Below are 13,898 nucleotides of genomic sequence, written 5' to 3'. Positions count from 1 at the left end.
GCGAGGATCTGCGCCATGGGCAACGAAATGGGGCCACCCACCCTAAAAATCTGGCTGCTGTTTCTGCTGCTGTTCCTGATGTTGGGCTATGGCCCCATTCCCAGCATTTTGTTTGGACTGGTGGCGGGGCTCGCCGGGGGCGTGGTAGCAACTTGGTGGGTCTCTCCCGGTGGCGAACCCAAAGAGGTGGAACTGCCCACCCCCATTCGGCAATTTAGCCGCCAACTGCGCGAAACCCCCAGCCGTCTACCCTTTCGGGGCTTCTTTCGACGCACCGAAAGCCGCTACCCCGGCCCCCGTCGTCGCTAGGGTCAGCCTCACAAGGAAGCCTCACGCTGAGGTCAGCAGCCATTCTTGCAGCCAGCGCAATCCTTGGCGCATCCCCCGTTCCGCGATTGGCGAGAGGTCTTCGCCGTAGCCCATGGCCCAGGTGGGCAGCAGCAGGGTGTAGGCCAGGGGGGATTGACCATAGAGTTGCTGGGTCAAAATCAGCAGATCCATCGGGGTACTGTGGTGTCCGGTAAAGGTTGGTGATGCTGCTGTTTTCAGGTCAAGGCGGGTGAGAACGAGGGGACTGGGAGGATTTTGGGGCTGGCTAGCATCCACAAAAAAGACCCGATCCTGCTCTGCCAACAGGGCCGCTAGGTCGGGGGTGAGCTGGTGACAGGGGTAAGCTTCAACATTGGCCCAGTCCCAGGTTTCGATGGCTTCGGCCACGCGATACCCTACGCCATCGTCGCCGCGCAGGGTGTTGCCATAGCCAATCACCAAGGTTTTCATGGGCAGATCTTTAGAGAGTGGAGACGGCGGCACCGTGGCGTTGCTGGTGCCACTGCCAAGCGTGGGCCAGGATGGTGTCAATGTCGCCATATTTAGGATTCCAGCCTAGAATCTCGCGGGCTTTTTGGCTACTGCCCACCAAAATCGACGCATCCCCTGGGCGGCGTTCGGTTTCAATGACGGGGATTTGGCGTCCGGTGACGCGCTGGGCGGCATCAATCACCTCCCGCACCGAGAACCCCTGCCCATTGCCGAGGTTAAAGGCGGCGCTGGAGCCCCCTTTCAGCAGGTATTCCAAGCCCAGAACATGGGCATCGGCTAGGTCGCACACATGAATGTAGTCGCGAATGCAGGTGCCGTCGGGGGTGGGGTAGTCGGTGCCGTAGAGGGCGATTTTTTCTCGCAGACCCAGGGCGGTTTGCAAGACCAAGGGAATCAGATGGCTTTCGGGGGTGTGGTCTTCTCCAAGGAGGCCGCTGGGGTGGGCTCCGGCGGCATTGAAATAGCGAAACCGCACCGACCGCAGATTATGGGCTTTGTCGTAGTCGGTGAGGATTTGCTCCACCATCCGCTTGGTTTGGCCGTAGGGGCTGATGGGTTGCTGGGGATGATCTTCGGTAATGGGCAGGGTCTCTGGCATTCCATAGGTGGCACAGGTGGAGGAAAACACCAGGGATTTCACCCCCACCTCCACCATCGCCTCCAGCAGGGTGAGGGTGCCCACCACGTTGCTTTCGTAGTATTTGCCGGGATCGGTGACGGATTCGCCCACATAGGTATAGGCCGCAAAGTGCATCACTGCGCCAATGTCGTAGCGGGCAAAAATATCCCTCAACAGCCGCTGATCAAGGGTGCTGCCCTCAATCAGCGGCACCTGCAAGACCTGATCGACCAAGTCGCGATGGCCATAAACGAGGTCATCGAGGATGACGACCGGGAAGCTCGCCTGCTGAAGGGCATAGACCGCATGGCTGCCGATGTAGCCCGCCCCCCCGGTCACCAAAATTGTCTTTTTTACTGCGTTCGTCATTGTTTGCTGCGCTCGTCCTAGCGTTAGCGTACCCGCCTAGGTCGCTCCATCACCCTGGACACTCAGGATAACGCCTGCCTGAGCCGTTGCTAGCTGGGTTGCCATGGATGACCTAGGGGGATTTGCCGTGCTGGGAATGGCCTGGGCACCGCCCCTCAAGAACCTTAAGGTTTTATTGATCAAAACTTAAGGAAGAATTAGGGTTCCCATTGACCTTTAGGACTGAGGGATAGCTGAATATACGTACGTAGCAATGGCTACCTGCCGTAACCCTAAGCTCGCAACTATGGTTGATTTCACGCTGCAACTCTTCCACGCCGCCGACCAGGAGGCGGGGATACCTGCCCTAGAGGATGTCCCTCGGTTTTCGGCGGTTCTGAACGCCCTCAAAGCCCAGGACATTGATGGTGATGGCACGGCGGGCTTTGCCAATACCCTGCTGTTGTCCTCCGGCGATGCCTACATTCCAGGCCCCTTCTTTCGCGCCAGCGATGCGGTTTACGGTGGGGCCGGACGGGGCGATATTTTGATTCAAAATGCCCTAGGCTTCCAGGCCATCGCCTTTGGCAACCACGAATTTGATCTGGGTACGGCCCATCTTCGAGATTTGATTGCAGGGGATGATACCTTTGCGGGCACCGCGTTCCCGTATCTCAGCGGCAACCTAGATTTCAGCACCGACAGCAACCTCGCCGCTTTGGTGGTGCCTGATGGCCAAGCGCCCCTGCCCAACAGCATTGCCGCCTCCACGGTGATTGAAGTCAACGGCGAGCGGATCGGAGTCGTTGGGGCCACTACCCCCATCCTCCGACTCCTTTCTTTCTCTGGAGATGTGACAGTTCTACCCCAGATCTTCGGCAGCAATCCCACCCCAGCGCAACTGGATGCCCTCGCGGCAGAAATTCAGGCGGATGTGGATGCGCTGCTGGCGGCTAACCCCGACGTTAACAAGGTGGTGCTGTTGGCCCACATGCAGGATTTGGACATTGAGCAAGAACTGGCCCAGCGCCTATCAAACGTAGACATCATCGTGGCGGGCGGTTCCCATAGGCGGCTGTTTGATGCCAATGATCGGCCCCACACAGGCTACATCGACGACATCGAAGGCATTTACCCAATCATCCAAACCGACCGGGATGGCAACCCCGTGGCGGTGGTGAACACCGACAGCAACTATAAGTATGTGGGCCGCTTGGTGATTGGCTTTGATGCTAACGGCGTACTGCTGCCCGAAACCTACGACCCTACCATCAGCGGAGCCTACGCCACCGACGACCTGGGCGTAACTGCCGTGCGCGGTGCCGGACTGGCTGATCCTGCCATCGTCGCCATTATCGATGCGCTGCGAACGGAAATTGAGGCCACCGAGAGAAACGTATTTGGGGCCAGCAACGTCTACCTGAATGGACTACGGCGAACGGTTCGTATCGAGGAAACCAACCTGGGCAACCTCACCGCCGATGCCAACCTGGCGGTGGCCCGCGAGGCCGATCCTACGGTGGTGATTTCCCTCAAAAACGGTGGCGGCATCCGTGACGGCATTGGTCGCGTTTTCGTTCCTGCTGGCGGCACGGGCGACCCAGAGTTTTTGCCCAACGAAGAAACTCCTGGCCTCAAGCCTGCTGGGGGCATTTCCCAGCTTGACATTGCCAACACCCTGCGGTTCAACAACGAGCTGTCCCTGATCACCGTCACCGCCGCTGAACTGCTGGCCATTGTGGAGCACGGCATTTCCGGCCTTCAGCCCGACGGCAGCGGCACCCCTGGAGCCTTCCCCCAAATTGGTGGGTTTGCCTTTAGCTTTGATGTCACTCGGCCTGTGGGGGATCGGGTGCAATCCCTGGCGCTGGAAGCCCCCGATGGCACTGATCTGGATGTGATTGTGCGTGATGGCGAGATTGTCGGCGATCCCAGCCGCACCTTCCGCATGGTCACCCTCCGCTTTTTGGCCGATGGTGGCGATGGCTATCCCTTCCCCACCGGGGAAGCCGCCAATCGGGTGGACTTGGTGGACGAAACCGCCGTCCCCACCGGAGCCGCCACCTTCGCCGCCGATTTCTCGGAGCAGGACGCCCTAGCGGAATACCTGGCCGCGAACTTTGGGGCCACCTCCCCCTACGCCGTGGCCGAAACCGGGCGCGACCAAGATAGCCGCATCCAAAACCTAGCCTTCCGGGCTGATGGCGTGATTGACTCCGTGAATCGAATCGGGGTAGGCTCCGGGGCAAGGGCCACCCTGCTCGACCTGCGAGACATCACGGGCACCGTGGCCGCGTCCTTTACGGTGAACCGGGAAGCTGCCTACACCAACTTTGCGGGCTTCTACCGCATTGCGGATCTCGATGGTGGCATCGATATCGACGGCGATGGTGTGGCGGATCTTGCCCCCGGCCAAGCGGGCTACACCCAGGCGGCGATCAACTCCCGCGCCGAAGCGGTTAACCTCACAACCCCGAATAATCGGGCCTCTGTCTTTCAGTCTGAGGTGGCGGGCGGCCGCTTCTATGCCCCCTTCCTGATTACCCAGGGCACCGTCGAGTCCTACGATGCGTCGCGGGTATACTTCTCCTTCACGGCGGCCAATGCCGATGGTGTGGAGCACATTCGCTACCGCAACGGTGCCCTAGAGTTTGAGGATCTTTTTGGCGGCGGCGATAACGACTTCAACGACTTCGTGATTAATGTAGCCGTCACGATTTAAGGGCATCTCGACGATCTAGCCCGCTCAGGGGTGGATTTTCCCACCTGTCCCCAGGCGGTGCCAGCGCTGAAGGTCAAAACCCCAAGGTGAAACTCCAAGGTGAACCCCCAAACCACACCCCAAGTGCCTCCGGTTGCTTGGGGTGTGGCATGGGGGCCACCCTCTTAAACTCAGGTAATTCCTGGCGGCATGGGGGGCGCTTAGAGAAAATATCTAGAAAATATTTGGAAGCTTCTCTAGGTTTTTGGGTTGTCGCTGATATTCTCTCTAGAAGAAATGGTAGGCATCCTCAGTTCGATAGACGAACCTGTTTCCGGTTGATTACCCAACATCCCCTGGTGGTTTATCCCCCTCTGGTGGCCTAACGTGTTCTGATTCCTTCCTTCGGCGTTCCCGATTTTTAGACCTAAAGCTGTTCCCAATTTTCCCCGATTCCCCAAGGAGACTCCCTATGTCTAGCCCCAAGCGCATTGGCATCCTCACCAGCGGCGGCGATTGCCCCGGCTTGAACGCGGTAATTCGGGCCGTGGTAAAGTGTGCTAGTCGTCGCGGATGGCAGGTGTTGGGCATTCCCTACGGCACCGATGGCATGATGCGGGTAGCGGAGGGCGACTATAACCCCGAAGACCTGGTGATCCCAGAACATGGTTACGATATTCCAGGGATGCTCCAGGGCATTGACGTCCTGCAATTCCTCAGTGGCTCCATTCTCGGCTCCATCAACAAGGGCGACTCGCGTAACCCGGAGGTGCTGGCTAAGATCCTCAAGGGCTACGAAATGCTGGGCCTAGACGCCCTGATTGCCATCGGTGGTGACGGCAGCTTAGATATCATCTACGAAATTTCCCTCAAGGGTGGCTGGAACCTGATCGGCATCCCCAAAACCATTGACAATGATGTGCCCTTCACCGAGCGATCCATCGGCTTTGACACCGCCGTACAAACGGTGAACAGCGCCCTCTATGACCTCACCTTTACCGCCGCCAGCCACGACCGGGTGATGGTGGTGGAGGTGATGGGCCGCGACGCTGGACATCTCGCCCTCCACGGCGGCATCGCGGGCGGGGCCGATGTGATTCTTATTCCTGAACTGGTGCCCGCCCTCAACGACACCATCATCGACCAGGTGTGCCACAAACTGGCGGAACTGCGCCACCGGGGCCGCAAGTTTGCTCTGGTGGTGGTGGCCGAAGGGGTGCGGGGCGAAGACGGCCACCGCATGAAAGCGATTGCGGAATACATGGCCAAGGAAATCGCCAGCCGCAGCCATATTCTCTGCGCCAGCGGTGACGCCGACTACTGCGACATGGACGCCGTAGAAACCCGCGCCACGGTGCTGGGCCACATCCAACGCAGCGGCACCCCCACCGCCTCGGATCGCTTGCTGGCGGCTGCCTTTGGCCGCAAAGCCACAGATCTGATCGCCGATGGACGCTATGGTCGCCTAGTGGTGTGGGAAGCCGGACGGGTGCGCTCCAAGGACTTGGGTGAAGCCATCGCCATCGTCCGCGACTGCCACGACCGCAACGTTTGCCCCGGCCCAGTCGAAACGGACAGCACCATGGTCAAAGTGGCCCGATCCCTCGGCACCTATGTCGGCGACCCCGCCACCCTGCCCTCCCTCACCAGCACCATGACCTAAGGGCCTAGCATCCCCCAAGACCGACCGTATCCGCCCTAGACGGCGATGATTACCCCAAATCCTAGCCGCTTAGCCCAAGGGATGACGTGCTTGGGCTAAGCGGTGCGATGGTGGCAAAATCAGGATGCCATCACAGATCCAAGATGGATTCCCTGGAGCCACTAAAGGATTTGAGACAGAAACTTTTGGGTGCGGTCTTCGCGGGGGTTGCTGAAGAATTCCTGGGGCGTGTTTTCTTCAACAAGGTAGCCGCCGTCCATCAACACCACCCGGTCGGCCACCTCGCGGGCAAAGCCCACCTCGTGGGTGACGCACACCATGGTCATACCCGAATCCGCCAGGGTTCGCATCACGTCTAAGACCTCCCGCACCATTTCTGGATCGAGGGCGGAGGTGGGTTCGTCAAACAGCATGACCTTGGGCTCCATGGCTAGGGATCGGGCAATGGCTACCCGCTGCTGTTGTCCACCGGAGAGCTGGCCCGGAAACTTGTGGGCTTGTTCCAAAATGCCCACCCGCTCCAAAAGCTGCATGGCCTTTTCCTGGGCTTTGGCCTTGGGCCAGCGGCGGACCCAGATAGGGGCCAGGGTGACATTTTGCAGCACCGTGAGGTGGGGGAACAGGTTGAACTGCTGAAACACCATGCCCACTTCCCGCCGGATCGCCTCGATGTTTTTGAGGTCGTGGGAAATGGTGATGCCATCCACTTCGATGCTGCCCTTTTGGTAGGGTTCGAGAGCATTAAAGGTGCGAATAAAGGTCGATTTTCCCGACCCAGACGGCCCCATAACGACCAGTACCTCGCCTTTGTAGACGGTCATGCTAACGCCCTTGAGGACGTGGAAGCCGTTGTCGTACCACTTTTCCACGTCGCGGGCAACGATCACCGGCTCCATGTCTGCCTTGTGGGTGGATGGCTGCTCCGTCTGATACTGTGTCATGGACTTGTTTCCCTAGTATGTTGCCTTTTTATGCCAACGAACGGCGTTGATCAAACCTGTTGAGTAGATTCAAAATTTGATGTGGCCTAGACATTCCACGGGCTTAGCAGCCCCAACCTTAGCCCAGGTATTGCCTATTTTGCCTTAACCGTAAAAGGTTTCGGGACGGCAAACTGTTAACTGTTACACGATGTCATGCCCCTAGGGGTGTACTTTTGATCGGCTAACGGTGATCAGCTAACGGTGATCGGTATTGAGCTTTTCCTCAATTTTGCGGCTCCCCAAGGACATGGCATAGCAGAAGAACCAGTAGATGACTCCCAAGAACAGGTAAACCTCGGCAAACCGACCGAGAAAGGCGGGGTTAGCCAATACCGATCTCCCGGTACCCAATAGTTCGGCCAAACCCACCACGGCCAGCAGCGTTGTGTCTTGGAACAGGCTGATAAACTGCCCCACAATGGCTGGGATGGCAATTTTCAACGCCTGGGGCAGGATGATCAAACTCAGGGTTAGGGGGGTATTGAGCCCCAGGGACATGGCCGCCTCCTGCTGGCCGCGAGGCACTGCCTGCAAGCCTGCACGCACGTTTTCGGCCAGGTAGGCCGCACTGAACAGGGCCAGGGCAATGATCGCCCGCAAAACCCGGTCTGGCCGTGCCCCCACGGGCAGAAACAGCGGGATCATCACCTGCCCCATGAATAGGAAGGCCACCAGGGGCACCCCCCGCACCAATTCGATATAGGCGGTGGACAGCCAGCGCACCAGGGGCAAATGACTGCGCCGCCCTAGGGCCAGCAACAGGCCCAGCGGAAAGCAGAGAGCAATGCCGCTGACCGCCGTAAAGAGGGTTAGCAGCAGGCCGCCCCAGTCGTTGGTGGAGACGGGGGTAAGGCCCAAGCCGCCGCCAATCAGCCAAAGACCCACAAAGTAGGACAAAAACCAGCTCAGGGAAATCCACTGGCCCATGCCAGGAACCTTGCGGCTGACTTGACGACCCACCGCCGCCATCCCCGCCACCAGAGCCACCAGGGGCAGCAGAATGAGGGCACTGGGTCGGGTGGGAGGAAACAGCACGATAAAGGCGCAGACTCCCCCCAGGCCAATCAACACATTGCGGCTAAACAGGGTGGAGACATTGCGCCCCAACACCCCCCAGGACAACCCGGCCAACCCGCAGATGAGGGCAAACAGCGCCCAAATTCGAGCGTAGAAGCGGGCCGGGAAGGTGCCCACCATAAACAGGTGAAAGTTGCGGGGAATCACCTCCCACTGGGCGGTGGTGAAGGCCCAGTTTGTCAAGCGAAACAGCCCCAGGCCAAAGATGGTGACAATCACCACCGTGAGCACGCTGTTGAACCAGTCGCTAAAGAGGTTTTTCTTGGCCCAGGCCACTGGGCCGAGGGCAATCACCGCTGGCGGTGCCGAAGCAAGGGAATTGGGGGTCACAGGGGTCATGGCTGAGCGTTCCTTAGCGTTCCTTAAATTGCACGGCCCGATTGAGCTGGTTCATGCCCAGGGTGATGATCAAACACATCACCAAGTAGGTGGCCATCAGCACCACAAACACCTCTACCGGACGCCCGGTTTGGTTGTAGGTAGTGTTGGCGACGGAATAAATTTCGGGGAAGGCAATGGCAAAGGCCAAGCTGGTATTTTTGGTCAGGTTCATAAATTCGCTGTTCATGGGTGGAATAATCACCCGCAGCGCCTGGGGAAACACCACCAACTGCATCACCAAGCCCGACTGAAACCCTAGGGATCGAGCAGCTTCCCACTGCCCCCGCGACACGGACTGAATGCCTGCCCGGACGATTTCGGCCACAAAGGCGGAGGTATAAAACACCAAAGCCGACAGAGCCGCGACGTATTCCCGCGTGAGCCGCAGCCCCCCCGTCACACCGCCCCCGTCCACAGGACTGGGGAACGTCCATTGCAGGGCAAGGATGACAAACGCCAGCCACAGCACACCCAGGCCGATCAAACCCATCAACTGGTTTTTGCCCCCGGTGCCCGTTTCAATCCGCAGCTTGGTGCGCCACTGCCAGAGAAAAACCGCCATCACCGCCGCAAAGATGGTGACGCCAATGCCCAGCAGGGCTAATACGGCACTCCCAGCCCAGGGAATATACACCCCCCGGTTGTTCAAAAAGACTAGGCCCAGAGCGCTGATTTGGCTTTCGGGGCGGGGCAGGGTGCCATAGATGGCGAAGTACCAAAAAAAGAGCTGGAGCAGAAGGGGAACGTTCCGCACCAGCCCCACGTACAGTCGGCTGAGTTTGTACAGCAGCCAGTTTTTGGAGAAGCTGGCTACCCCCGCCGCCGTTCCTAGCACCGTGGTGAGGACAATACCCGCTGCCACCAGGCTAAGGGTATTGCTAAGACCCACCATGAGCGCCCGCCAGTAGGGATCGTTGGGACGATATCGAATTAGGCTTTCGCCGATGCTGAAACCTGCCGGGTTAAACAAAAAACTAAAGCCGAAGGATCGACCTTGTTGGGCTAGATTGCGATTCAAGTTGCCCACAAAGAAAGCCGCTAGCAGCAGCACAATCCCCAGGGTAATGACCTGGAAAGCCACTTGCCAAAATCGTTCATCTCGCAGCAAAGTCTTGAGTTTTTGAGCGAAAGACTCACCGCTACTATCACTATTCATCTATGGCACCTATAGAGCAGGACTTCCCACCAGCGGGAGTGGCCAAGCTGTATGCAAAATAATCTAAGGTTGATGTCACGAAAAGTTTAATTTGTTACAAGGTTTTATAAAAAAGGCCGGAATCTTTAGCAGATTCCAGCCCCCCATTCAGTCATGCGGCAGTCTTCAGGCTTGCCCACCTGAAGCTAGGGAGCGGATGCCCCCCTGCCGTTGCTATTCCCTAGCGGAACGGAGGCGAGTACAGCAGACCGCCGTCCGTCCAGAGGGCGTTTTGGCCGCGCTCTAGGTTGAATTGAGAATCGGCCCCTAGGTTGCGATCAAAGACTTCGCCATAGTTGCCGACCTGGGTGATCACCTGCACCATAAAGTCGTTGGGCAGGCCCATATCGGTGCCCAGGGTGCCTTCTTGGCCGAGGAAGCGGGCGATGTCGGGGTTATCGGAGGCTTCAAAGTCACCGATATTCGCCGAGGTGATGCCAAACTCTTCGGCCTGCATCAACCCAAACGTGACCCACTTCACAACGTCAAACCAAGCGGAGTCGTTGTTGACGGTTACAGGGCCAAGGGGTTCCTTCGACATGGTCACATCCAGCAGGACGTGCTCGTCGGGGTTGGGCAGGGTGCTGCGACGGGCAATCAACTGAGACTTGTCGGAGGTCATGCCTTCGCAGCGGCCTTCATCGTAGGCGGCGTAGGCGGCATCGGCATCCTGGAACACCACGGGCTCAAAATCAACACCCAGCTGACGCATTTGGTCGGTCAGGTTGAGCTCAGTGGTGGTGCCCGTTTCCACACAGACGGCTCTGCCCTGGAAGTCTTCGAGGGTTTCAATGCCGCTGTTGGCGCGCACCAGCATACCCTGGCCATCGTAAAAGGTGGTGGGGGCAAACTCTAGGCCCACGCTGGTATCGCGGCTAATCGTCCAGGTCGTGTTGCGAGAGAGCATATCCACCTCCCCCCCGGCGAGGGCCGTGAAGCGCTCGGTGGAGTCTAGACGGCGATACTCCACGGCTTCGGCGTCGCCCAGCACCGCCGCTGCCACAGCCTTACACACGTCCACATCCAGCCCGGAAAACGCTCCGGTTTCATCCACAAAGCTAAAGCCCGGAATGCCGCCATCGACACCGCAGATCAGTTGGCCACGATCCTTGACGAGATCGAGACGGCTACCAGCGGCAGACCCTCCCGTGGTGGTGTCTCCACCACAGGCCGCTAGGGCCAAACCTAGGGTGGCCGCCAAAATGCCCCACTTACGCATTATCACTACCTCACTCACAAAGAAACGTTACAAAGTCTAACGTAAACCATAGAAACAAGAAGCCTGCTTAACATTCCAATGGTTTAGGTTTTGCTTTTGTATTGCAGAACACTATACACGAGGCACTTCCCCCGTCTAGATCGATTTCTAGCCCCCGGGGCGATGGCATAGCTAGAAGTTTCTCTAGGGAGTGAATTGAGGATTATCGATGGCTGAGGCGGTCGGTGGCGTGGGGGTGCGGGCGCAATCGAATGGGGCGATGGTCGCGCCTGCTCTCCATCCTGTGAAACCGTGGGGCTAACGGCTTTGGGCTAAGTCACGAATGAGGGGGATTTTGGCCCGAATGTAGTGGTGGAGTTGATCGGTTTCGGCTTGGTTGATGGGCTGCTGCACGATGAATTCATCCATCAGCCAGCGAACGAGGCCGTTATCGTCCAAGTCGAGGAGGTAACTGCTCTGGGCGCGGTCTACGAGAGACCACAAGTGGCGCAGAAGATAGGGATTCATGGCAACCCTTAAGCATTTCTTTAGATTTAATCCTAAGTGACGGCCCGAGTCTTGGCTAGCGAATGATGTGATTGTTCACGATTCTGCCCATGTCTTCATAATCAAGGCGGTTCTCTTCAGGGCTAGAGGGCTTCGCCGAGACCTTGGCTCCAGTCTTGGCCCAGTTGGATGGTGATATCTGAATTTAGGACGCCTGTACTTTCTACGCGAGCTTCACCAATGCCGAGGAAGCGCTGCACCATTTCGGCGGTGGCCATATCGCCGCGCTGGGCCACGATGCGGCTAATGGGCAGGGGTTCTTGGAGGGAACGGGCGACGCTGATGTTGGAGTAGCCGCTGTCTCGCAGGGTTTTGGTCAGGGCCTGCACCGCTACAGAACTGTTGGTGCTGTCTTGGATGGCAATGCGGACGCGGCTGGGGTCGCGGGTGGTGGCCACGGTTTGGGTGCCAAAGCCAAAGTACTGATCCACCATGGTGTCGATGTCGCCATAGCTGGGCAACCAGTAGCTGAGGGAATATTCGTTGGGGTTACTGAAGTTTCCGGGCAGCATCAGCATTTGCACGTTGGATCGGTTGACTTGGGAGGCATAGCCCAGCAGGGCCAGCAGTTCCTCAACCGAGAGGTTGGTATCTACGTTAGACTGCACCACCGACAAAATCTTGGGCAGACGGGCAATGGTGGCGGGGTTGATGGTCTGCTCTGCCAGGGAGCGCATGAACATTTGCTGACGCTGGATGCGGCCAATGTCGCCGTGGGCATCGTAGCGAAAGCGCAGGAACTGGAGAGCTTTGTTGCCATCGAGGTGCTGTTCGCCCGCCTTGAGGTTGATATAGAGGTGCTGGCTGTCGTCCTGGTAGCGCATATCTTGGGGCACCGTCACCGTCACGCCGCCCAGGGCATCGATCAGCTTCTCCACCCCCTGCACGTTGATGCGGACGTAGCGGTCAATGGCCACGCCCCCCAGCAGATCGCTGACGGACTCCGCCGCCAGGGCAGGGCCACCGTGGGCATTGGCTTCGTTTAATTTGGTCAGCCGCCCCCGCACATAGGTACGGGTGTCTCGCGGCAGCGACAGCACCACCAACTGCCCGGTTTGCGGGTTAAAGCGCAGCAGCAGCATCGAATCTGACAGCCCCTCAAAGGAGTTGACCAGGGCGTGGTAGCCCAGATTTCGCAGTTCTGGGGGCACCTCATCCACATCGCTGGTTAGCACCTTAATACCTAAGACCAAGATGTTGACAGGGCGCGTGAGCCGAGGCAACCGCAAATTACCGCCAGACGAGATGGGATCATCGTTATTGAAGACATTGGCGTCATCGGCGGTGAGTTGTTGATGGAGCAAGGGTGTGGAGGACAGCGATACCGCCAGCAAGGCCCCCGCCATGGCCGACACGCTTGCCACCCCCGCCAAGGCGACACTGATGCCGATCACCCTAGGTAAGCGCCAGCGGGAGGGTTTACGTTTGGCTCCAGCCCGCGACCAGGAGGTGGGTGGCTGGGGATGCTGGGGCTGGGGACGCATGGCAGAGGGGCGGGTTTTGCGGGAAGACACAGGCTACCTCATCCGGTAGAAAGTAGGGCAACGAAGACGCCACCGAGGCGGCGGATCATCCCCAACATAGCGAGACAGGCTACGTCAAGGGCTATTTGGGCGGTGAAAGGAGCGGTGATGGCGGCGGGATCGGACTCCCCCAGTGGCCTCAACGCACCCAAACCCCCAAGAACTGGGTCGGTATCACCCCAGCGGCAGGGTTTATCGAGGTCATTATGGGGCAAATGATCAAAAGTGGCGCAGGCAATTCACGAAATTGATGCATTTTTCACGGGGGCAATCCCTTCCAGGGCTGGCCTTGCCCCTGGCCCCAGCCCCCTCAACCTAGCGGGGCAACCGCTGACTCAGGCGACTAAAACCGGGCAGCTTCACCGATTTGCCCTGCAAGAGCCGCAGCATCAGCGCCAGATTGGTCAGGGTATAGCCCGTCGTGACGAGGGTGTTGCTAATCAAAAACCGCAGCGACAGCCCTGGGGCTAGGTGGCTGCCCGTACTCAGCAGGGCATACACCATCACCCAGGTGAGGGCAAGGGTAATCACCAGGCGACTGACCGATTGTTCCTGGCGGCTGCCCTGCCGCTGCCACAGGCTGTAGGTTGCTGGCACCACCCCAAAAATAGGCACCAGGTAAATCATCAGCTTCAAGCGTTCTAGGGTAGTCCCGTCACTTAGATCGTCGGTGGGTTTCATGGGGATAAGGCCCCAGGACAGGGCATAGCATGGAGGGTTTGTGATACGGTGTGGCCAGTTTTAGTCATAAAAGTGTCTAAAATCACCCAATGATGCCCCGATTCGGAGTGTCACGGTGGGTCGTAGGGTAGATAGCCCGC

At 58.5% G+C, this 13,898-nt stretch carries 12 protein-coding genes; 3 read left to right on the top strand and 9 right to left on the bottom strand.

The window, feature by feature from the left end; genetic code table 11:
• The first annotated feature begins 15 nt into the window (after positions 1-15).
• Complete coding sequence (locus GFS31_RS01245; RefSeq protein WP_198806512.1) at positions 16-309, top strand: hypothetical protein; 294 nt, start codon at positions 16-18, stop codon at positions 307-309.
• Between the two features lie 21 nt (positions 310-330).
• Here GFS31_RS01245 and GFS31_RS01240 read toward each other — a convergent pair whose 3' ends face one another.
• The gene (locus tag GFS31_RS01240; protein ID WP_198806511.1) at positions 331-780 is read right to left on the bottom strand and encodes a hydrogenase maturation protease; all 450 of its coding nucleotides are present in this window, start codon (positions 778-780) and stop codon (positions 331-333) included.
• 10 nt (positions 781-790) lie between these two features.
• The gene (gene galE, locus GFS31_RS01235) at positions 791-1,810 is read right to left on the bottom strand and encodes a UDP-glucose 4-epimerase GalE (RefSeq protein WP_198806510.1); all 1,020 of its coding nucleotides are present in this window, start codon (positions 1,808-1,810) and stop codon (positions 791-793) included.
• A 286-nt stretch (positions 1,811-2,096) separates the two neighbouring features.
• On the opposite strand from galE, the gene GFS31_RS01230 reads away from it, so the two are divergent.
• Both GFS31_RS01230 and GFS31_RS01225 read left to right on the top strand, forming a co-directional pair.
• On the top strand, positions 2,097-4,511 hold the full coding sequence (locus GFS31_RS01230; protein WP_198806509.1) for a 5'-nucleotidase C-terminal domain-containing protein: 2,415 nt from the start codon (positions 2,097-2,099) through the stop codon (positions 4,509-4,511).
• A 451-nt stretch (positions 4,512-4,962) separates the two neighbouring features.
• On the top strand, positions 4,963-6,153 hold the full coding sequence (locus GFS31_RS01225; protein ID WP_198806508.1) for an ATP-dependent 6-phosphofructokinase: 1,191 nt from the start codon (positions 4,963-4,965) through the stop codon (positions 6,151-6,153).
• A 161-nt stretch (positions 6,154-6,314) separates the two neighbouring features.
• On the opposite strand, the gene GFS31_RS01220 is transcribed toward GFS31_RS01225, so the two are convergent.
• The 7 genes from GFS31_RS01220 to GFS31_RS01190 form a co-directional block, all read right to left on the bottom strand.
• Entirely contained in the window at positions 6,315-7,094 is a 780-nt protein-coding gene (locus GFS31_RS01220; protein WP_315865626.1) for an amino acid ABC transporter ATP-binding protein, read from the bottom strand.
• A 237-nt stretch (positions 7,095-7,331) separates the two neighbouring features.
• Positions 7,332-8,552 (bottom strand): amino acid ABC transporter permease, encoded by a 1,221-nt coding sequence (locus GFS31_RS01215; protein ID WP_198806507.1) that lies wholly within the window; start codon positions 8,550-8,552, stop codon positions 7,332-7,334.
• A gap of 13 nt (positions 8,553-8,565) precedes the next feature.
• The gene (locus GFS31_RS01210; protein ID WP_198806506.1) at positions 8,566-9,750 is read right to left on the bottom strand and encodes an amino acid ABC transporter permease; all 1,185 of its coding nucleotides are present in this window, start codon (positions 9,748-9,750) and stop codon (positions 8,566-8,568) included.
• Positions 9,751-9,970: 220 nt separating this feature from the next.
• Positions 9,971-11,008 carry an amino acid ABC transporter substrate-binding protein gene (locus tag GFS31_RS01205; RefSeq protein WP_198806505.1) on the bottom strand — a complete coding sequence of 346 codons (1,038 nt, stop codon included), beginning with the start codon at positions 11,006-11,008 and terminating at the stop codon, positions 9,971-9,973.
• A gap of 297 nt (positions 11,009-11,305) precedes the next feature.
• The gene (locus GFS31_RS01200) at positions 11,306-11,515 is read right to left on the bottom strand and encodes a hypothetical protein (protein WP_198806504.1); all 210 of its coding nucleotides are present in this window, start codon (positions 11,513-11,515) and stop codon (positions 11,306-11,308) included.
• Positions 11,516-11,637: 122 nt separating this feature from the next.
• Positions 11,638-13,068, bottom strand: coding sequence for an LCP family protein (locus tag GFS31_RS01195; RefSeq protein ID WP_263974876.1), 1,431 nt, complete (start codon positions 13,066-13,068; stop codon positions 11,638-11,640).
• A 324-nt stretch (positions 13,069-13,392) separates the two neighbouring features.
• A complete protein-coding gene (locus tag GFS31_RS01190) occupies positions 13,393-13,758 on the bottom strand; it encodes a hypothetical protein (protein ID WP_198806503.1) in 366 nt (121 codons plus the stop codon).
• Between the last annotated feature and the right edge of the window lie 140 nt (positions 13,759-13,898).

This window comes from Leptolyngbya sp. BL0902 (genome assembly GCF_016403105.1).
Classification (GTDB): Bacteria; Cyanobacteriota; Cyanobacteriia; order Phormidesmidales; family Phormidesmidaceae; genus Nodosilinea.
Note: the sequence above shows the minus strand (reverse complement) of the source record. Positions and strands in the feature narration are given on the sequence as shown.